The following is a 243-nucleotide window of genomic DNA, read 5'->3' as shown; positions in this document are numbered from 1 at the left end:
CATGATGCGCACAATGGTCTTTCGTGCACCGATACGGGACATGAGCGCGTTCGACGGAATCTCAAAGATGATGAATCCAACGAAAAAGCAACTCACCCCTAACGCATAGACCGCCTCACTGAACCCCAGGTCACGCTCCAGTCCGATCTGGGCGATGCCGATGTTCGTCCTGTAGATAAAGCTGATGAAATAGCAGATGACCAGAAGCGGCATTAGCCGCAAAGCCACCTTTCGGTAGATGCG

Annotated in this window: 1 protein-coding gene; it reads right to left on the bottom strand. The window is 52.7% G+C overall.

Annotated features, from left to right (window positions below):
- On the bottom strand, positions 1 to 213 hold a 213-nt coding region (locus R0K30_RS23215; protein WP_410613356.1), incomplete at its 3' end, for an MFS transporter.
- Between the last annotated feature and the right edge of the window lie 30 nt (positions 214 to 243).

It is taken from the genome of Bacillus sp. SIMBA_154 (assembly GCF_046536015.1).
In the GTDB taxonomy this organism is placed as follows: domain Bacteria; phylum Bacillota; class Bacilli; order Bacillales; family Bacillaceae; genus Bacillus; species Bacillus pumilus_P.
Note: the sequence above shows the minus strand (reverse complement) of the source record. Positions and strands in the feature narration are given on the sequence as shown.